General features: G+C 68.5%; 16 protein-coding genes. 12 read left to right on the top strand and 4 right to left on the bottom strand.

All coding sequences use genetic code 11. The features are described from left to right. Window positions 1-9: 9 nt before the first annotated feature. The 3 genes from BO221_RS40135 (at window position 10) to BO221_RS40145 (ending at window position 2,583) form a co-directional block, all read left to right on the top strand. Window positions 10-1,161 (top strand): LpqB family beta-propeller domain-containing protein, encoded by a 1,152-nt coding sequence (locus BO221_RS40135; RefSeq protein ID WP_198956289.1) that lies wholly within the window; start codon window positions 10-12, stop codon window positions 1,159-1,161. A 283-nt stretch (window positions 1,162-1,444) separates the two neighbouring features. Continuing rightward, window positions 1,445-1,960 carry a hypothetical protein gene (locus BO221_RS40140; RefSeq protein ID WP_073566195.1) on the top strand — a complete coding sequence of 172 codons (516 nt, stop codon included), beginning with the start codon at window positions 1,445-1,447 and terminating at the stop codon, window positions 1,958-1,960. After that, a complete protein-coding gene (locus BO221_RS40145) occupies window positions 1,957-2,583 on the top strand; it encodes a hypothetical protein (RefSeq protein WP_073566196.1) in 627 nt (208 codons plus the stop codon). Before BO221_RS40140 ends, BO221_RS40145 begins: the two co-directional genes overlap by 4 nt. Before the next feature lie 60 nt (window positions 2,584-2,643). Here BO221_RS40145 and BO221_RS40150 read toward each other — a convergent pair whose 3' ends face one another. The 4 genes from BO221_RS40150 to BO221_RS40165 all read right to left on the bottom strand — a co-directional run bounded on the left by BO221_RS40150 (window position 2,644) and on the right by BO221_RS40165 (window position 6,966). Next, complete coding sequence (locus BO221_RS40150; RefSeq protein ID WP_073566197.1) at window positions 2,644-3,501, bottom strand: carboxypeptidase-like regulatory domain-containing protein; 858 nt, start codon at window positions 3,499-3,501, stop codon at window positions 2,644-2,646. Between the two features lie 183 nt (window positions 3,502-3,684). After that, window positions 3,685-5,001 (bottom strand): hypothetical protein, encoded by a 1,317-nt coding sequence (locus BO221_RS40155; RefSeq protein ID WP_073566198.1) that lies wholly within the window; start codon window positions 4,999-5,001, stop codon window positions 3,685-3,687. 115 nt (window positions 5,002-5,116) lie between these two features. After that, window positions 5,117-5,788: a DsbA family protein gene (locus BO221_RS40160; protein WP_073566199.1), complete on the bottom strand. Its 672-nt coding sequence runs from the start codon at window positions 5,786-5,788 to the stop codon at window positions 5,117-5,119. A gap of 137 nt (window positions 5,789-5,925) precedes the next feature. After that, window positions 5,926-6,966 carry a RimK family alpha-L-glutamate ligase gene (locus tag BO221_RS40165; RefSeq protein ID WP_073566200.1) on the bottom strand — a complete coding sequence of 347 codons (1,041 nt, stop codon included), beginning with the start codon at window positions 6,964-6,966 and terminating at the stop codon, window positions 5,926-5,928. 69 nt (window positions 6,967-7,035) lie between these two features. On the opposite strand from BO221_RS40165, the gene BO221_RS40170 reads away from it, so the two are divergent. The 9 genes from BO221_RS40170 to BO221_RS40210 all read left to right on the top strand — a co-directional run bounded on the left by BO221_RS40170 (window position 7,036) and on the right by BO221_RS40210 (window position 18,248). Beyond that, entirely contained in the window at window positions 7,036-8,484 is a 1,449-nt protein-coding gene (locus tag BO221_RS40170; RefSeq protein WP_083682167.1) for a sigma 54-interacting transcriptional regulator, read from the top strand. A gap of 157 nt (window positions 8,485-8,641) precedes the next feature. After that, window positions 8,642-9,397: a TadE family protein gene (locus BO221_RS40175; protein WP_233166470.1), complete on the top strand. Its 756-nt coding sequence runs from the start codon at window positions 8,642-8,644 to the stop codon at window positions 9,395-9,397. Further along, window positions 9,397-11,004 carry a pilus assembly protein TadG-related protein gene (locus tag BO221_RS55630; RefSeq protein ID WP_073566202.1) on the top strand — a complete coding sequence of 536 codons (1,608 nt, stop codon included), beginning with the start codon at window positions 9,397-9,399 and terminating at the stop codon, window positions 11,002-11,004. Before BO221_RS40175 ends, BO221_RS55630 begins: the two co-directional genes overlap by 1 nt. Beyond that, on the top strand, window positions 10,998-11,957 hold the full coding sequence (locus tag BO221_RS40185) for a TadE family protein (protein ID WP_073566203.1): 960 nt from the start codon (window positions 10,998-11,000) through the stop codon (window positions 11,955-11,957). Before BO221_RS55630 ends, BO221_RS40185 begins: the two co-directional genes overlap by 7 nt. Further along, on the top strand, window positions 11,939-12,736 hold the full coding sequence (locus tag BO221_RS40190) for a hypothetical protein (protein ID WP_073566204.1): 798 nt from the start codon (window positions 11,939-11,941) through the stop codon (window positions 12,734-12,736). Before BO221_RS40185 ends, BO221_RS40190 begins: the two co-directional genes overlap by 19 nt. A gap of 94 nt (window positions 12,737-12,830) precedes the next feature. After that, entirely contained in the window at window positions 12,831-15,725 is a 2,895-nt protein-coding gene (gene ileS / locus BO221_RS40195) for an isoleucine--tRNA ligase (RefSeq protein WP_073566205.1), read from the top strand. Between the two features lie 193 nt (window positions 15,726-15,918). Beyond that, window positions 15,919-16,620 carry a hypothetical protein gene (locus BO221_RS40200; RefSeq protein WP_143195967.1) on the top strand — a complete coding sequence of 234 codons (702 nt, stop codon included), beginning with the start codon at window positions 15,919-15,921 and terminating at the stop codon, window positions 16,618-16,620. A 68-nt stretch (window positions 16,621-16,688) separates the two neighbouring features. Further along, a complete protein-coding gene (locus BO221_RS40205; RefSeq protein WP_073566207.1) occupies window positions 16,689-17,477 on the top strand; it encodes an SDR family NAD(P)-dependent oxidoreductase in 789 nt (262 codons plus the stop codon). 15 nt (window positions 17,478-17,492) lie between these two features. Beyond that, the gene (locus BO221_RS40210; RefSeq protein ID WP_143195968.1) at window positions 17,493-18,248 is read left to right on the top strand and encodes a hypothetical protein; all 756 of its coding nucleotides are present in this window, start codon (window positions 17,493-17,495) and stop codon (window positions 18,246-18,248) included. The last annotated feature ends 213 nt before the right edge of the window (window positions 18,249-18,461 follow it).

Raw genomic sequence — 18,461 nt, forward strand, 5'->3', positions numbered from 1 at the left:
CGGGTCGTGATGACTCGGGACTTCGCGAAACAGGTGTGGTGGGGTGGAGCGGCGCGGCGGTTGGCGGTGCTCGCCCTGCTCGGGGCTGGATGCAAGGCGGGCACGTGTGGCTCGGGCGCATCCGGCTCCGGGCCCCTCTCCGAGCAGGAGCGGAAGGGGCTGCCGGGAGTGATTGCCTTCGTGTCGGAGCGAGCGCCCCAGAAGGATGTCTGGCTGGTGCGGCCCGCCACGGGTGAGCAGACGCAGCTGACGCGAGGTCCCGAGGATGAGTATCCCGGCGCGCCGTCTCCGGATGGCGCGTCGTTGGTGGTGGTGGCGGCGGCGGAGGTGCAGGGGATTCACGTGGAGCAGTTGAGGTTGGCGCCGTTGGACGGTGGACCGGTGGTGATGCTGGCGCCGCCGCGGGGCCGTGCGCGCAACCCGAGCTGGTCGCCGGACGGCAGCTGGTTCGTGGCCGAGTCGGATGCGCAGAGCTTCAGCGACGTGGTGAAGCAGGCGCCCCGCGAGAACGCGGAGGTGACGCGGCTGACGGAGGCGCCCGAGGGCAACTTCGAGCCGAGCGTGTCACCGGACGGGACGCAGGTGGCGTTCGTGTCGAGCCGGACGGGCGATCCGGAAATCTACGTGATGAAGGCGGACGGGACGGACGTGAGGCGGCTGACGTCGTTCCACAAGGAGGACATGGCGCCGAAGTGGAGTCCGGACGGGAAGAGGATTTCGTTCCTGAGCGACCGGGAGGGGAGGGTGAGGGTGTTCGTGGTGAAGCCGGACGGGACGGATTTGAGGGCGGTGTCGGGGAGCCAGCAGACGGGGGAGGAGCGGGAGCCGGTGTGGAGTCCGGACGGGAAGAAGCTGGCGTTCGTGGGGAGGGCGAAGGACCAGAAGTCGCGCATCTGGGTGGCGGACATGGCGGGAGGGGAGCCGGTGGCGCTGACGGATGGGAAGAGCACGGATGACCAGCCGGAGTGGAGTCCGGATGGGAAGTACCTGGCGTTCGCGTCGGAGCGCACGGGAGACGTGGAGCTGTTCCTGATGAGGGCGAACGGGAGCGGCCAGACGCAGTTGACGAACACGAAGGGAGCGGACTGGCTGCCGCGCTGGTTCGTGCCGAAGACGCTTCCGCCCGCGGGGCAGGGAGCAGGGCGGGCCGAGGGCACCTGAGCCCGGGCCAGGCCTCACTCCATCCATCACCCCATGTTCCCCAATATCCCCTCTCCCCTCGGGAGAGGGACGGGGTGAGGGTATCAGTCCCCCGGGTTCCCACCTGGAAGAAGACCCCCGGGTCCTGAGCTCCGTCCGTGGAGTTCCCCGGGGGCCTCTTGTCATTCCCGGGAACGGACCGCAGACTACCTGACCTGAGACGTCAGGGGCCTCCGCTATACTGAGCAGGTTCAGTGAGAGGGCAGGCCAGGGGGGCCTGTCCCGGATGCGGAGGTGTGTGGGGATGGGACGAGGGAAGGCGGTCCTGAGGAGGGAGTACGAGGCGCTGAAGAAGGGCGGGATGGAGGCACACGCGCGGGGCCGCAGGCTCGAAGGGCTCGTGTACGAACTGCTCGAGTCGGAGTCCTTGAGTCCCCGGCGCAACACCCGGCCACCCGGGGAGGAGATAGACATGTCCTTCACGGATGGACACCGGCACTTCCTGTTGGAGGCCCGGTGGAGGGCGCGGGTATCAGTGGGGGATGTGTTCGCCTTTCGGGGGAAGCTCGAAGGCAAGCTGGCCGGGACGCTCGGTGTCTTCCTTTACCTTGGAGCGGAGTTCAGCAAGGGCGCCATCCAGGCGATGACCTGGGGCAAGGGCATCAACACGTTGCTGTTCAGCGAGCACGACCTCGATGACGCCCTGTCCCCGGGGCATTCGTTCCGCGAGGTGCTCGAACTGAAGCTCCGGTACGCGGTGAGTTACGGGCAGTGCCACGCGACCTACAGGGTCATCAGGGATTACTGGAGGACCTCATGAGAAGACCGGTCAGGCACCCGGCGCAGCGAAAGATTGCCTTCTTCGTCGACGGGGACAAAGAGAAGCTGCTCGTGGAAGCACTGGCGCGAAAGGTGATGGAGCGGCATCGCCCCGCGTCACAGCCCGTCCTCGCCACCCTCCGGCTGGCGGGCACTCCGCGCGAAGGCCTCTTTTCCCTGGTCGAGGTGATGCTCACCAAGGACTACCAGCGCTTTCTCATCCTCTTCAACACGGGCTCCACCAGCCGGCGGCGCATCGCCTACATGGCCAGTGAGATCCACGAGCCAATGGTTCGGGCGAGACTGGAGGACAAGGTGTCCATCATCCCCCTGGTGCCTTCGATCGAGAGCTGGGTGCTCGCGGACGAGGAGGCTCTCGCGCGGGCCGCGGGGAGGCGCTGGACCGGAGACGTGCCGCACGAGCGGGGCCGGCCCGAGGACGTCCTGCGAGAACTGCTGGGAGGGTGGGGACCCAGGGAGCAGAAGCGCGTGGCGCGCCACCTGGACCCCGAGCGGATGCGCGGCAAGGACAAGAGCTTCGACGCCTTCGTCCGGGCACTCCAACTGGCGCTCGGGGCGGGACACCGGCCCGTACCCGAGGAGCGGGACTCCGCGGTCACGTAAGGAAGCGCGGAGGGCTACCGGGCGAACGGGCCTGCCTCCGGCCGCCTGCCCTCCCTGAAACTACGGAGGGTAGCTGCCCGGATACAGGGTGAGGACGAGCCCCATGCCGGCGGCGGCACCCGCGTTGCGGGCCTGGTAGTCCCTGGAGCCCTGGATGGCGAGGCTGAAGGTCTCCGCTTCCGCGCCGGAGTGGACGTAGATGAAGAGGCCGGTGGCGCTGGTGCCGTCCTGGGTGGCGCTCTGGAAGTCCGGGGCGGGGTAGTAGATGCGGTGGGCGAGGTCGCCGCGGTCGAGCGCCACGTGGGCGCCGGCGACGGGCGCGCCCGAGGCATCCACGACGCGGCCGAGGATGAAGCCGGCCTCGCGCAGCGTGCGGGCCCGGTCATCGGTATGGGCGCGGATCCACGGCTCGCCGACGGCGCGGGTGAGGGCGTCGTGGAAGGAGGTGGGCAGTGCCCAGACGCGGGCGCCGATGATGTCGGTGCGCGGCCGGGTGCGGGTGAAGACGGTGTCGAAGACGACAGTGGAGCTGCGCACGAACCCTTCGTGCTCGAAGCTGGCGGCGAGGCTCAGGTGGATGTCGCGCACGGGCACATCGGCCACGGAGAACGCACCCGTGGAGCCGATGTCACCCCGGCCCAGCACGGAGTTCGCGTCGCTCACGCCCACGCGCAGGGGCTCCTCGATGATGAGGGGGAGTCCCTCCAGAGAGGGCACCGCCTGGCCCTGGGATTCGAGCAGGCGTGCGGCTTCGGGGAAGAGCTCGGCCTGACCGGTGACGCCGATGGTCAGGTGGTCGAGATCCACCATCGAACTGTCACCGCGGTCCACACCAGGATCCGGGTCCACGGCGTCGCCACAGGCGGCCGGGGCGAGCCCGAGAAGAGCACAGCAGATGACGAGACTCGGACGCTTCATGACTGGGCGCCAAGATCTCCACGCTCCCGCGTATCGGCAATCCTCCCCCGAGCCCCGGACGTCTCGTGGAAGACGGAACACTTCGTTCCCTGTTGCGCACGAGCGGAAAAGGCGGAGGGCCGCCCCTGCCTCGCGAGAGGAAGGGAGCGGCCCTCGAAGTCACGGACTACGGGAAGTCAGGACCTACCGGCCGCGGCCCCAGCCACCGCTGCTGCCGCCGCTGTTGCCATTCCCGCCGCTGTTGCCACGGGGAGGAGGCGGAGAGCTGTTGCCACCGCCGCTGCTGCCACCACTGTTGCCCCAGCCGCCACCGCTGCTGCCGCCGCTGCTACGGGGAGGAGGCGGAGAGCTGTTGCCACCGCCGCTGCTGCCGCCACTGTTGCCCCAGCCGCCACCGCTGCTGCCGCCACTGTTGCCGCGGGAAGGAGGCGGGGAGCTGTTGCCACCGCCGCTGTTGCCGCCGCTGTTGCCCCAGCCGCCGCCGCTGCTGCCGCCGTTGTCACGGGGAGGAGGCGGGGGAGGGCTGCTGTTGCCGCCACCACGGGGACGGTCATCATTGTCCCGGCCGCCGTTGCTCCAGCCACCGCCGCGAGGAGGAGGCGGCGCATCGTCATTGCGGCCCTGGCCCGGGCTGTTGCCCCAGCCGCCCTGGCCCGGAGGAGTCCCGCCCTGGCCCGGAGGCGTGCCACCATGACCCGGAGGCGTGCCACCATGGCCCGGAGGCGGGTTGTTGTCGCCGCCGCCCTGCGAGGGCGGATTCGGACCCTGGTTGCCCCAACCCCCGTTGCTCTGGGGCGGGCGCGTGCCGACGCCGGTGCCCGGAGGAGGAGGAGGCTGCTGGCCCCAGCCGCCGCCCTGCGAGGGCGGGTTCGGGTTCTGGCTGCCCCAGCCACCGTTGCTGGTGGGCGGGCGCGAGCCGACGCCGGTGCCCGGAGGGGGCGGAGGCCGCTGCGAGTTGCCCCAGCCGCCGTTGGAGGGCGGAGGATTCTGGTTGCCCCAGCCGCCGTTGGAGGGAGGAGGCCGGTTGCCGCCGCCATTCACGGGCGAGGCGTCGTGGTGGTTGTCCCAGTCACGCGGCTTCGGGGGCGGGCGGTAGTTGCTGTAGACGTACACCGAGCGGTCGCGGTCCCAGCGGTACGAGCTGCCCGTGTACGTGTACGGGAAGTAGTCGTGGCTGTGGCGGCCGTGCATGTAGCAGTGATGGCCACCCTCGATCGGGTGGTAGTCCATGTACCAGATGACCCGCGGCGCCCGGTAGACGTACACGTCGTTCGAGTAGGTGTAGTCGTTGACTTCCGAGGGCGCGTAGCCGTGGACGTGGTTGTACGACTCGGTGCACCAGCCGCCGTACGCGTCGGGGTGGGCTCCCGAGTAGTGGTACTGGTAGACGGTGGCCGGGGGGGTGTTGTCCGAGTAGTAGCCGGGCTGGTGGTAGTGAGCGACACAGCCGGAGCCCATCATCAGGGCGGTGGGGACTGTGAGGAGCAGAAGGCGACGCATGGCGGTTCTCCGGGGCCGGTCGTGGGCCAGCCCGCCCAGTTCATCAACGACATGGAAGCAGACGGGCGGGCGCTGAGGATATTCAACACCCGTTTTCCGTCATTTCCGAGGGGGGCTAATGCACCACGCGCTCGGACGAGCCGGAGCGCGGGGCGTGCAGCTTGCCCAGGCAGGTGAGGATGTGCTCGCGGTACTCGGCCACGTCGCGCAGGCCGCACACCATCCACCGGCCGGCGATGACCAGGGTGGGCACACCGCGCACGCCGCGGCTGGAGGCCAGCTGGTGCTCGTCCAGGATGAGCTTGCGCGTGTTGTCCGAGTGGAACGCCGCCGAGAAGGGGCTCATTTCCAGGCCCACGCGGCTGGCCAGCTCGAAGATGACGTCCGTGCGCGTGACGTTGACGCCCTGCTGCAGCGCTGTCTGCTGCATGGCGCGCGCGAGGTGGTTCCTCGCCGCGGGGCTCTGCAGCCGCGCCGCCTCCAGGGCCGCCAGCGCGGGGATGCTGGTGCGTGGGGCGTCTCCGCCCTGCCACAGCTCCGGGGTCAGCAGCTTCGCCACCGGCTCCGGCTCCTGCTGGGCCCGGCGTACCTCCTCCGTCAGTCCGCGCAGTTCCTTCTCCGTGGGCCTCTTGTCGTGGACGCGCAGCGGGTACGGCCGCACGCGCCAGCGAATGAGGTCGCCGAACTCCTGTTTCAGGGTTTCCAGCCGCAGGTCGGCCAGGTAGCACCAGGCACACAACACATCCTGGTAGACGGTGATCTGCAGCGGCTTGGGCAGGGGCTTCATGTGCGAGCGCCGCGAGATTACGAAGGTCGCACTCCCACTGCCAATCCCCTCCGCCATTTTGCGGAAGTGCCCATTCCCAGGAGGGCCGAGCAAGAGGCTCGTCCGTCCGCCTGCCCCACGGGCGTCGCAGCCGCGCTTCACACTGCCTGTAACGGAACTCCCGCCGCCGCGTGCGTCCGCGCCAGGGTGATCGCATGGTCGACGATCGCCCCGGCGATGTCCTGCTTCGTCGCTCGCTCCAGGCCCTCGAAGCCCGGGCTGGAGTTGAGCTCCATCAACCGCGGCCCGTCCCGGCCCTCGAGCATGTCCACGCCGGCGAGCTCCAGCCCCAGCAGGTGCGCGGCCTTCACCGCCACCTCCACATAGGAGGAGGGCAGCTCCACCGGGTGGCCCTCGCCGCCGCGGTGGATGTTGGAGCGGAACTCGCCCTTCTTGGCGCGCCGCTGCATGGCGCCCACCACCTTGTTGCCCACCACCAGGGCGCGCACGTCCCGGCCCTTGCTCTCGGCGACGAACTCCTGGAGCACCACCTCCTGCCCCAGGTCCCAGAAGGTGTTGACGATGGTCTGCACCTCCTGGAGCGAATGGGCGATCATCACCCCCACGCCCTGGGTGCCGCGCAGCAGTTTGATGATGACGGGCAGTCCGCCCACCTCCTCCACGAGCTTGCGCACGTTGCTGCGGTCATGCGCCATCACCGTCCGGGGCACGTCCAGCCCGCCCGCGCACAAGAGCTGGAGCGCCCGGAGCTTGTCGCGGCTCTGGGAGATGGCCCCGGCACCGTTGAGCACTGCTATCCCCATCATCTCGAAGTGCTTCACCACCGCCAGGCCGTAGCCGGTGATGGAGGCGCCGATGCGGGGGATGACGACATCCACGCCCTTGATGTCCACGCCGCGGTAGAGCATCCGCGGCTGGCCCGGGGCGAGCACCATGGTGCAGCGCAGGGTGTCCAGCACCAGGGGCCGGTGGCCGTGCTGCTTGACGGCCTCCACCAGCCGCCGGGTGGAGTACAGGGAGCGCTTCCGCGAGAGGATGACCACCGTCTTCTTGGCCCGGGGCTTCCGGGGAGCCGAGGCTTCCGGGGTGTCGGACGGCTGTGGCTCGACGGGGCGAGCGGGGGCCTTCGGGCGGGCCCGGGCGGGCGCCTTCTTGGACGAGACCTTCTTGGCGGGCATGGAAGGAGGGCGAGCCTACCACGGGCGGAGGCGGGTGGCGTCGCCCGTGTTTGCTATCATCGAAAAGTGATGAATCCAAAGGAAGCGCACCCGGACGACGTTCTCACCAACCCCGGAGAGAACGGTCTCGACTCCATCATCGCCCCGGCCGATGGGGGCGTGGGCTCCGGCACCGAGGTCCTGGTGCTCGAGTCGCGTGCCACGCTCAAGTTGCGCAAGTGTCGCATCCAGGTGTCCGCCGGGCCGGACGAGGGCAAGTCCCTCGTTTCCGACAAGGAGCGTCTGCGCTGTGGGGCCCACCCCACCAACGACCTGGTGCTCGCCGAGGACCGGACCGCCAGCCGCCACCACTTCGAAATCATCAACACCGAGCGGGGCTGGCTGCTGGTGGACCTCAACTCCACCAACGGCACCTTCCTGGATGGGCGGCGGATTGAACGCGCCTACCTCTCGGCCGGCGCCCAGATTCGCGCCGGCTCCTCCACCCTCACCTTCGCCCCCATCGACGAGGAGGTGACGGTCGAGCCGGACCGCGAGGGCGAGCTGTGCGGGCTGGTGGGGCAGAGCGTGAAGATGAGGCAGGTGTTCGCGCTCATCAAGAAGATCGCCCCCATGGACGTGTCCGTCATCATCGGAGGCGAGACGGGGACGGGCAAGGAGCTGGTGGCACAGGCCATCCACGAGCTGAGCGGGCGCAAGAAGGGGCCCATGGTGGTGCTGGACTGCGGCGCCATTCCGCCCAACCTCATCGAGAGCGAGCTGTTCGGCCACGAGAAGGGCTCCTTCACGGGGGCCATGGCGGCGCGGCCGGGCGCCTTCGAGCGGGCGCACGGGGGCACCATCTTCCTGGACGAGCTGGGCGAGCTGCGGCTGGACCTGCAGCCCAAGCTGTTGCGCGTGCTGGAGAACCGCGAGGTGCGGCGCGTGGGCGGCAACGACACCCTGGAGGTGGACTGCCGGGTGATCGCCGCCACCAACCGCGACCTGCCCAAGGAGATAGCGGCGGGCAACTTCCGCGAGGATCTCTTCTTCCGCCTGTCCGTCATCAACCTCCAGCTGCCGCCCTTGCGCGAGCGCCGCGAGGACATTCCGCTGATCCTCAAGCGGGGGCTGGCGGACCCGGAGGTGATGGCGCGGCACGGGCGCAAGCGGATTTCCCCCGAGGCCCTGTCGCTGCTGATGGCCTACGGGTGGCCGGGCAACGTGCGAGAGCTGATGAACGTGCTCTCCCACGTGCTGGCCTTCAGCGACGGCGAGGAGGTGCTGCCCGAGCACCTGCCGCCCCGCGTACGCGGCCAGCAGCGCGAGGGGCCGCTGCCCTTCAACGAGCACCTCACCTTCAAGGACGCCAAGGAGCAGCTGCTGGAGAACTTCGAGCGCGAGTACGTCACCAGCGTCCTCACCCGCTGCGAGGGCAACCTCTCCCGCGCTGCCCGTGAAAGTGGCCTGCACCGCAAGTCCATCGAGCGCCTGGTGAAGAAGTACCAGCTCGACGCCAAGGGCATGAAACCGCGTTGATGCGGTGCGTCAGGACAAATGTCGCAAGCAGGCGTCCGAGCCCCTCCACCGGTCCAGTTGACCGATGGGAAAGTCAGCGGTGGAGTGTGACAAAGGCCCTGATATGAGCACCGTGGAGTCCCGATCCCCCCAGGGACATGAATCCGGTCAGGCGGCTGTGGAAGCCGCGCTGACGCTGCCGCTCGTCATCTTCCTCGTGCTGGGGACGCTGCAGCTCTTCATGATGCTGCAGGGCCGCATCATGGCGGAGTACGCGGCGTTCCAGGCGGTGCGTGCGGGCAGCCGCAACCACGGTGACTGCGTGCCCATGGTGCACGCGGCGCTGGCGGGATTGCTGCCCAGCGTGACGCCCTACCTCTCGGGGGGCGGCTCGGCGGCGGAGAAGCTGGCCTCGGCGTGGAAGGACCGCATCGGCTCCAACGCCGACAATCCGGAGCCCGCGTACCAGAAGGGCAGGGGCAAGGATGGCCGGCACGATGGCCCCATCTTCTGGCTGGTGCGCGAGTCGCCCCGGGCGTCCGCCATCGCCGGCGCGGAGGATGCCAACTTCGACCTGCCCACGGGAGATGGCTCGGACGCCATGCGCCTGGAGGTCCGGCTCATCTACTGGTACCGGCTGCGCATCCCCTTCGCGGACTGGGTCATCAGCCGCATGATGCTGGCCCACCTGGGGTTGAAGAAGTACGACGCCGCCAACCCGCTCAATCCGGCGGACGCCAAGGCGGGCTGGGACAAGGGCTCCGCGACCGTCATCAACCTGGATCCGCAAATCCGTGACGAGCTGAGCTCCCGGGTCAACGCCAAACAGTACGTCTTCCCCATCCAGGCCACCTACGGCATGCGGATGATGACGCCCGCGCGCGCGGTGCACTTCGAGCAGCAGAACTGCGCTTCCACTCCGGAGGGGCTGTGATGAGACGCCGTGGACAGACGCTGGTGGTCTTCGCGCTCAGCCTGCTGTTGCTGGTGCTGATGGTGACGATGACGCTCTCCATTGGCATGAAGGCCAAGGAGAAGATGGAGTTGCAGACGCTGGCGGATGCCGCCGCCTACTCCAACGCCGTGGCCACCGCCCGCGCCTTCAACTCCATCTCCCTGATGAACCGGGCGCTGATGGGCCACATGGTGGCCATGACGGGCGTGGAGAGCCTCATCTCCTGGAGTGGCTACTACCGCGGCACCATCCTCGCGGCCAGCAAGGCCTACGACGGGCCCCTCCTTCAGTACGAGACCATCGCCGCCTCCGCTTGTGCCTCGGGCAACGCCGCGCTCTGCCGCTGCGCCACCCAGGCGGTGAAGGACATCCTCGATACGCAGAAGGACCTCCTCCAGAAGGAAAAGGATGTCGATCGCGCCTGGGATGGCCTGGACAAGCCCGCGGGCGACGAGGCGGGCGCGCTGCAGCTCTCCTCCATCTGGGAGGAGCAGAAGGAGGTCTATGGGCGGCTCGAGACGGCCGTCATCGGGGCGGAGCTCTCCCGGCGCATCGTCGCCGAGGCGAAGAAGGGCGCCGCGTTCGGTGGCAGGGACCTGATGGAGCCGAAGGTGTTCCAGGTCAACAGGGACGAGCTCGAGGGCCGCGCGAGCTGCACGGGCAAGGGCGCCGCCTGCCTGCGCCGCAGCGCGGGCCGCAAGCTGCACTTCGTCGATGCCGCCATGGGCAGCCGTGGCTTCTCCTTCGTCACGGGGCGCGGGGCAGGTGGGGCCATCAAGAGCAAGCTGCAGACGCTGCTGCCCCCCCTGGATGTCGTCGTGAGTGTCTCCAACAGCGGCAGCAGCTACTTCCCCGCCGAGGGGCAGGAGGCGCATGCCGGGCCCACCATCGACGCCACCGAGGTGTGGGGGGATGACCATGGCAGTGTGCGCGTCACCTTCGGCCGGGGCCAGTTGCCGTGCCCGATAACGTCCCGGCCGGGCAGCGCCGAAGCCCGGGCGCACGTGCGCAGCACCCACCTGGGGGATACCGGGGACAGGCACCGGTGGGAGGGCGGCGGCACGCGCCGGGGTGACCCCGACGCCGAGCAGCGGCACACCATGGGCGAGTGCACCCTGTGCCCGGGCATGTGGCCTTCGCACATGGACTACAACTTCAACCTGGTGAACCAGGGGGATGACAACTGGGGCCAGCCCAAGAACTACGCCGTCATCCAGCGCAACTACAAGGAGCGCCCCCTCAAGCGCGCGGACCCGTGGAACCTCATGTTCCGCTTCCGCTTCTCCCCGAAGAAGGAGGGCGTCGAGTTCGACAACCGGGGCATCGAGCTGTCCGACGCCAATGGCGGCACGGACATCTCCAAGGCCACGGCGCTCTCCGCGGGCATCGCCTACTACAAGCGCTGGGGCCCCCACTGGCAGGAGCCGCCCAACTTCCTCAATCCCTTCTGGCGGGCCACGCTCGTGTCGGCCCACGTGGACAGGGAAGGGGAGACCTCGGACTTGAGGGACACGCTGAGCGATGCCGCGGGCTTCACCGCCGAGGCCTACGAGGCGCTCAAGAAGAAGGGGTACAAGGGATGGTAAGGCTTCGCGGCAGGGCATCGGAGCGCGGCCAGGGCACCACGGAGCTGGCGCTCGGGCTGCTCCTCTTCGTCACCGTGCTCATCTTCGGCATCCACTTCGCCGAGGTGGGCTACCTCTCGCTCAAGGTGCAGGAGGCGGCCGCCAGCGCGCTGTGGGACACCACCAGCGCGAAGATGCACGAGCTGCCGAGGAACTTCGACGCCCTCACCAACCTCATCAGCTCGAACAAGCCGGGCCAGCTCGCCACCGAGCGCTACAAGGACTTCGACGGCCGCGCCTCGAAACAGGGGCGCACCCGGCTGGTCCAGCTCTTCACCTCGGCCCAGGATCTCCAGGTCACCTGCGGTGAGGCGGTGGACATCCATTTCCAGCCCTCCGCGTCCACCAACAACACGGTGTACCGGAACGTGGGCGGCATGCGCTGCAACGCGCAGGCGGAGCTCTCGCCCGTGAAGAAGTTCACCCGCAGCTTCCTGGACAAGGGCAAGGGCGGCTTCTTCAGCGTGCCCCACTACACCATGGGCTCCATTCCCGTGTGTGGCATGGGCCGCGCGAACGGGGGCGAGTGCGCCGGGGGCTTCGGCATCCTCCTGGACGACTGGGCCCTGTCCAGCCGCGCCGAGTCCGCCGAGTGCCAGCTGCGCAATTGCGGCAACAGCGCCTATTACGACTCGGCGAAGGTGGTCTACGACAAGCACAACGCGGTGGATGGCTCCTCGGTGTCGCTGGCGCGCTCCATCGTGGGCCAGGCCCCCATCGATCCGGGCAGGTTCTGGATGAGCTTCCGGGGCAGGACGAGCAACTTCCTGGAGTCGGACATGCCCGGAGGTGACCAGGACACGAGGGACTGGGAGACGACGCCGGGCCTGAACAGCCGCAGCCAGGAGTACGACAGGGCGTACAGGAATCGGAAGACGTGCTTCCTGGGAAACAAATGTCCTTCCTCCACGTGAGCGTCCGGAGGGGACTGCTGCTGGCGGTGCTGTGGGGAGTGGGGACGGCGTCCGCGCAGCCGGCCGCCTCCCAGCAGCCGGCGGCGTCCGCGCGGCGGGCGGCGGCATCCGGGCAGCCGGTGGCCTTCAGTTGGGACGTGCCCCGGGTGCTGGAGTGGGTGGAGATGCCGGGGGTGATGAGGGCCGATGGCATCCCGGTGAAGCTGCGCTCGGTGAAGAGCGCGGAGAAGCCCCAGGTCATCCTCCAGCACCTGGTGGATCGCTTCGAGGCGGCGGGCTTCTACATTCCGCCGGACCATCACCGCACCCAATGGCTGGCGGAGCCGCAGCTCACCGCGTTGGATACGGACCGGCTCATCTCCTACACCTTCGTGCTGCAGCCCAACCCGGATGGGTCCACCACGGTGGTGCTGGGTGAGGCCAACCTGGGCCTGGCCCGGCGCGAGCAGTCCGCCTTCGCCCCCGTCTTCCCCGGCGGGACGGACCTGATGCAGAGCGAGATGGAGGGCGCTCGCACGATGACGTACCTGGCGGCGGCCGAGCAGGACAAGGTACGGGACTTCTACCTGAAGGAGCTGCGCGGGGCGGGGTACTCCGAGACGTCCGAGGGGACGTGGCGCCGGGGCGGCGAGGAGCTTCGGGTGTCGGTGCGCCCCGTGAAGGAGGGCCGCGTGGCGGTCATCGTCCTGCGCCGCACCGTCGTCGAGGACGTGCTGGAACGGGACGTCCGGGAAGGCCCCCAGCCCGGCCGCTCGCAGCTCGAACCGGGCAAGCGCTGAGCCCCGGAGGCGATCCGCCCGGGACCGTCGCTGGGAGGCACCGGGTACGCTTGCGGATTGAAGCGCCTGCGGGCCCGTGTTACGGCCCGAGGTCATGAGCGACACCGGCACCCCTCCGAAGGATTACAAGGACTCGGTCAATCTCCCGAAGACGGACTTCCCCATGAAGGGGAACCTGGCCCAGCTGGAGCCGAAGATGCTCGGCTGGTGGGCGGAGAAGGGGATTTGGGGGAAGATTCTCGAGCGGCGCGCGGCCGCCGAGCCCTTCGTGCTGACGGATGGGCCCCCGTACGCCAACGGCCACATCCACGCGGGCCACGCGCTCAACAAGATCCTCAAGGACATCGTCGTCAAGTACCGCAACCTCGCCGGCCGCCGGTGCGACTACATCCCCGGCTGGGACACCCACGGTCTGCCGATTGAACAGGCGGTGGAGAAGCGGCTGAAGGACAAGAAGATCGACAAGCGCACGCTGGACCGGGAGTCCTTCCTGGAGCAGTGCCGCACGTACGCGATGGAGTTCATCGACATCCAGCGCACCGAGTTCAAGCGCCTGGGCGTGCTCGGTGATTGGGACCATCCGTACCGCACGCTCGACTTCTCCTACGAGGCGCAGGAGATCCGCGAGCTGGCCACGTTCGCGAAGCGGGACATGCTCTACCGGCGCAAGAAGCCGGTGTACTTCTGCGTGACGGACCAGACGGCGCTGGCCGAGGCCGAGGTGGAGTACGAGGACCACGCGAGCCCCTCCGTGTACGTGGCCTTCCCGGCGGGCCCCGAGGTGGCGGAGAAGGTGCCGAAGCTGAAGGGGAAGAACGTCTCCTTCGTCATCTGGACCACCACGCCCTGGACGCTGCCGGCCAACCTCGCCATCGCGATGAACGGCGAGTACGAGTACGTGTTCTACACGCTCGGCGAGCGCGTCATCTGCGTGGCGAAGGATCTGCTGCCCAAGGTGCTGGCCGAGGTGAAGGCGGACGAGCTGGCGGTGAAGAACGCGAAGCTGCCGGGCGGCGAGGAAGTCGCCGCGGCGTCGCTGGTGGACCCCGAGCGGATTGTCGCCTACGCGCGCGGAGACGAGCTGGAGGGCTGCACCTACCAGCACGTCTTCTACGAGCGGCAGGGGAAGATCCTCCTGGGCGAGCACGTGACGCTGGAGGCCGGTACGGGCCTGGTGCACACGGCGCCGGGACACGGCCAGGAGGACTACGAGGTGGGCCTGAAGTACGGGCTCGACATCTACAACCCGGTGCGCCTGGACGGCCGTTACGACGAGAGCGTGGGCGAGAGGCTGACGGGCAAGAAGGTCTTCGAGGCCAACCCGATCGTCATCGACATGCTGGCAGAGAAGGGCGTGCTGCTCAACGACAAGTCGGACAAGGTCGAGCACAGCTACCCGCACTGCTGGCGCTGCCACAACCCGGTCATCCTCAGCGCGACGTACCAGTGGTTCATCCCGCTGGACAAGCCGCTGAAGGGGGACAAGTCGTACCGGCAGCAGGTGCTGGACGAGGTGGACAAGGTGCAGTGGGTGCCCTCGTGGGGGCACAGCCGCATCCGGGGCATGCTGGAGACGCGGCCGGACTGGTGCATCAGCCGCCAGCGCACGTGGGGCGTGCCCATCCCCATCGCGTACTGCGAGGGGTGTGACGACTCCATCATCTCCGCGGAACTGATGGAGAAGGTGGCGGACGCGGTGGAGAAGGAGGGCGCGGGCGTGTGGTACCGCACGCCGGTGAAGGAGTTCCTCCCCGCGGGCTACCCGTGCAAGAAGTGCGGCAAGACGGAGTTCCGCCGCGAGACGGACATCCTGGATGTGTGGTTCGACTCGGCGTGCGCGTTCAGCGCGGTGTCCGAGCGGCGGCAGCGGGTGCCGGCGGACCTGTTCCTCGAGGGCAGCGATCAGCACCGTGGCTGGTTCCACTCGTCCATCCTGGTGGCGGTGGGCACGCGCGACATGTCGCCGTACAAGGCATGCCTGACGCACGGCTTCGTGGTGGACGGCCAGGGCCAGAAGATGAGCAAGAGCCTCGGCAACACCGTGGCGCCGGAGAAGCTCATCCAGCAGTACGGCGCGGAGGTGCTGCGGCTGTGGGTGGCGAGCAGCGACTACCGCAACGACGTGCGCCTGTCGGATCAGATCATGAAGGGTCTGAGCGAGGGCTACCGGAAGATCCGCAACACCATCCGCTACGCGCTGAGCAACCTGTACGACTTCGAGCCGGAGAAGGACGCGGTGCCGGCGGACAAGCTGCTGCCGCTGGACACGTGGGCGCGGGGCCGGCTGGCGGAGGTGGTGGCGCGGGTGCGCAAGGCGTACGACGCGTACGAGTTCCACCTGGTGTACGCGACGGTGGTGGACTTCTGCGCGAGTGACCTGTCGGCGGTGTACTTCGACATCCTGAAGGACCGGCTGTACACGTCGAAGGCGGCGGGCCACGCGCGGCGCAGCGCGCAGACGGTGCTGCACGAGGTGGCCACGGTGCTGCTGCAGCTGCTGGCGCCGGTGATGAGCTTCACCTCGGAGGAGGCGTGGCAGTACCTGCCGGGGAAGAAGGCGGAGAGCGTGTACCTGACGGACTTCCCGGAGCCGGCGGTGAAGCCGGACGCGGCGCTGTCCGAGCGGTACGGGAAGCTCTTCGCGGTGCGCAGCGCGGTGCAGGGACTGCTGGAGGCGGCGCGCCGGGACAAGATGATTGGCGCATCGCTGGAGGCGCGGGTGGTGCTGAGCGCGAGTGGCAAGGCGCTGGAGTTCCTGAAGGCGAACGCGGCGGAGCTGCCGGGGCTGTTCATCGTGAGCCAGGTGGAGCTGGCGGACGCGGCGGGCGAGAAGGCGCAGGCGCTGAACGTGGCGCAGGCGCTGGGCGAGGACGTGAAGGCGGAGGTGCTGACGGCGCAGGGCGAGAAGTGCCCGCGCTGCTGGACCTACTCCGAGAAGGTGGCCTCGGGAGCGCCCGTCTGCGAGAAGTGCCAGGAAGCGCTGGGCTGAGCCGGGAGCAGGGGCCCGGAAACAACCCCTCTCCCACCGGGAGAGGGACGGGGTGAGGGTATCGAGCCCCTGTGTGCGCGCTCCGTGCAACGCGTGTCCTGACGTGTGCAGCCGCCGTGACACCGGTTGCACACAGTGCCGCGCAACGTGCCGTGTACAGGTGCTGGCGTGGACCCTGCAACGCGGCGTGCTCATGAACAAGCTGATGCCGTTGTTGGCCTTCGCCGTCACCGCCTGTGGTCCCACGCTGCTCGACCGGGAGCTGCGGGACATCCCGGGCCTGAAGCTCTTCGTGCCGTACACGAGCGGGTCCACGGCGGCCATCGTTTATTTCGATTGGAGCCTGGGCCAGGACTGCTACCGGATTCCCGCCGACACCCATCTCACCTTCGACGGGGAGAGCACGACCCTGGTGAACCGGGGCAATGTGGAGATGGGTGTCGGTAAGGTCTCCTCCTGCGCGTACCCCCACTTCAGTAGCCCGTCACGCCCGGCCGACGAGCCGCTCACCGAGTTCGTCCTCTCGGATGGCCGCTCGAGGATGCGAGCGGTCTTCCAGTCGCTTGTTTCGCCACGGCAAATCCGGGTGAACGGTCAGCAGGAGGCCATCCTCCGCCCTGGGGCGGAGGTCGACCTCGAGTGGCTACCGGTGACCGATCGGCCCGGGAAGATGATGCTGGATGTGGTGGGGGACGAGGGCGGGGGATGGCATGGGATCCAGAACCTCTCCGTGCAGGGCAACCACGTCCGGTTCACCCTGCCCGCGTTGCGGCCCGGCCGCTACCGCCTGCTCCTGACCGGCCAGGTGACCATGGGGGTAGAGGCGTGCGAGGGCTTCAGCTCCTGTGAGGCGGAGTTCACGAATCTGGTCGAGGCGCCCATCGTCATCGAGTGACCTGGCCGGCCTTTGACCCGCGGTGGCTTGCGCGGGGTGGTGCCCGGAGTGACAGTGAGACCACCACGATGGGACACGTGGCACTCAAGGGGCAGCACATGCGCTTCGCGGGAAAGTCAGCGGTCATCACGGGTGGGAGTGAGGGAATCGGCTTCGCGATAGCGGCCAGGCTCGTCGAGGAGGGCGCGCGGGTGGTGCTGGTTGCCCGGCGCGAGGACAAGCTCGAGGAGGCCGTGCGGAAGCTGGGGCACCACGCCTCGTACATGGTGGGAGACGTGGCGAGCCGGGAGACGGCCGAGCGCGCCGTGGAAGCAGCGGTGAGCCGCCACGGAGGGCTGGACCTGCTCGTGAACAACGCGGGAATCCTCCGCCCCGGGGTGGTGGGTGCGTTCTCGATGGAGGACGTGGACGCGATGTTCGCGGTGAACGTGCGGGGGACGGTGGTGTTCACCGACGCGGCCGTGAAGGTGATGAGCGGACGCAAGGGCGCGGCCATCCTGAACATCTCATCGGCGGCGGGCCGCCGCCCCCTGCCGAACATCGCCATCTACGGCGCGACGAAAGCGGCGGTGCAGCACCTGACGCAGACGTGGGCCATCGAGCTCGCCGCGCGTGGGATTCGCGTGAACGCCCTGTGCCCCGGCGCCATCGAGACACCGGCCTTCCGCTCGGTGGCGGATGCGGTGCCGGGCTTCGAGCAGGCGGCGCTCGACAACAGCCTCATCCAGCGCGTCCTCCCCGCCGAGGAGCTCGCTCGGCATGCCCTGACGCTGCTCGACGAGAAGGATGGCGGCTTCGTGACGGGCGCCATCTGGGACGTGGATGGCGGCTACCAGCTCAACCGCTTCGTGGACTGAATCGAGGGGATGAGCATGAGCATCAACGGCACACGGACTCTTCTCGCGCTGCTGTCCTTCACCTGGCTGATGCCCTTCGCCGCGGCCCATGCGCAAAAGCGCGAGGCTTCCGCGTCTCTGCCCGTGCAGGTGATGCCAGGGCTCCAGGCCACCTCACCTGAGGAGGCCGCCGCGGCCCTCACCCATGAGTGGCGTGCACCCTATACGCTTCGCGAGGGGAAACTTCCGGCGCGGCGGGAGCGCGAGCTTCGCCGGTGTACCGACCTGGATGGAGTCGGCGTGAACGACGTTGACGTCACGGTGACCCACGAGTTCCACGCCTTCCAGATGAAGTTCATCCAGTGCCGCGCCCTGCAGCGGGTGGCCCGGGCCCAACCTTCGCGTGTCAGTCATGTGCGGGAGGTCCTCACGATGAAGGCTCCCGGCGAGGTGCTTCCGGCGGCCCTGGCGGCGGCGTTCTCCGATGAAGACGCCGGGCGGCTCGCCAAGGCCGCGCGCACGGGGCGCTCCTGGCATGACGTCGACAAGGCGCTGCGATTCGAGATGGCGCCGAACGGCGCTCAGTGGCGTGAGCTCCAGGTTCAAGGTGAAAGTGACGAGGGTTACCTGCAGTGGTGGGCGACCGGGGATTTCAATGCCGACGGGTACGAGGACGTGCTCGTTTTCCGCAGCTTGGGTGCCACCGGTGGAAGCATTGCCGACCTGGCGGCTTTCGTGCTGACCCGTACCCATCCGAAGGGCGTTTTCCAGGTCTTGGAACGCCTGCGATGACCGCATCGTAAATTTCCGGGCGGTACCTGCCGTCGTGAAGGGCAGGTGCTCCGTTGTCGTGTTGTTGCTCTAGAATCCCGCCGCTGGCTGGAATGCCATGTGGCCTTGGGGGGGATTCTTGAATCCAGAAAGGTGGCTCTCGATGTTGCCTGTCAATGAAGGTGCTTCCCGCGGTTGCGCGGCGGGTTGGAGAACCCTTTCGGCCGTAGGTGC

Origin of the sequence: Archangium sp. Cb G35, assembly GCF_001896145.1 — a bacterium.
GTDB lineage: Bacteria > Myxococcota > Myxococcia > Myxococcales > Myxococcaceae > Archangium > Archangium violaceum.